Origin of the sequence: Symbiopectobacterium sp. (genome assembly GCF_051710365.1) — a bacterium.
Taxonomy (GTDB): domain Bacteria; phylum Pseudomonadota; class Gammaproteobacteria; order Enterobacterales; family Enterobacteriaceae; genus Symbiopectobacterium.
Genome location: NZ_JBPETA010000403.1, coordinates 1 through 655, shown reverse-complemented (window position 1 = coordinate 655; position 655 = coordinate 1). Strand labels below are relative to the sequence as shown.

At 44.4% G+C, this 655-nt stretch carries 1 protein-coding gene; it reads right to left on the bottom strand.

The window, feature by feature from the left end; translation table 11 throughout:
- Positions 1-206: 206 nt before the first annotated feature.
- A complete protein-coding gene (locus ACTBDZ_RS18315; RefSeq protein ID WP_438816333.1) occupies positions 207-527 on the bottom strand; it encodes a hypothetical protein in 321 nt (106 codons plus the stop codon).
- Positions 528-655 lie beyond the last annotated feature (128 nt).

Sequence of the window (655 nt, the reverse complement as noted above, 5' to 3'; positions counted from 1 at the left end):
GGATTGTTAGTATGAATCATGAGAGTTACCTCGTGTTTTGTATAAGGATTGGACACCCATATCAAAACCGGTAACTCTCAACCTTGCAAGGTCCAGTGTCAGATCAAGTCGCGACTAATACACATAACGCCCTGCTTTAGCAGGGCGTTATGTTTGAAACATTCATGTTGAAATATTCATAATGGTACGACACCGCCCGCCATCCACTATTTCACCATTCCCCCGTTATACAGCTCATCGCCCCTTCCCGAATTAATCATTTCTTTAACATGCTGCCGACGCTCAGAGCGCGCTTTCGCACTCTTCGCTCGATTTTCCAGATATTGATCTTCTCGTTCACGCATAACTTGCATGTTTTTTTGTGAGCGATTAAAGCTGGCACTGGCGTTTTTAATCAACGTATCAATGGTTGCCTTGATCTTTTCCAGGTTGGCCATTTTTGATGCATGATGCGGGTAAGAAGACGTTTCTATTTTACCTGTCAGCTGCTTTACACGCGCGCTTACCGTGTCTATATCGGTTAACACCCGTATAACCGTCATTCCGCACCTACTTTAAGAATAAATTCGACGGTATCGCTCGCCGAGAACATCAACGATGGTCTTGTGAACAGAATTGAGGTTGGATACTTGTGGTGGTCTGTCACCAATACTGA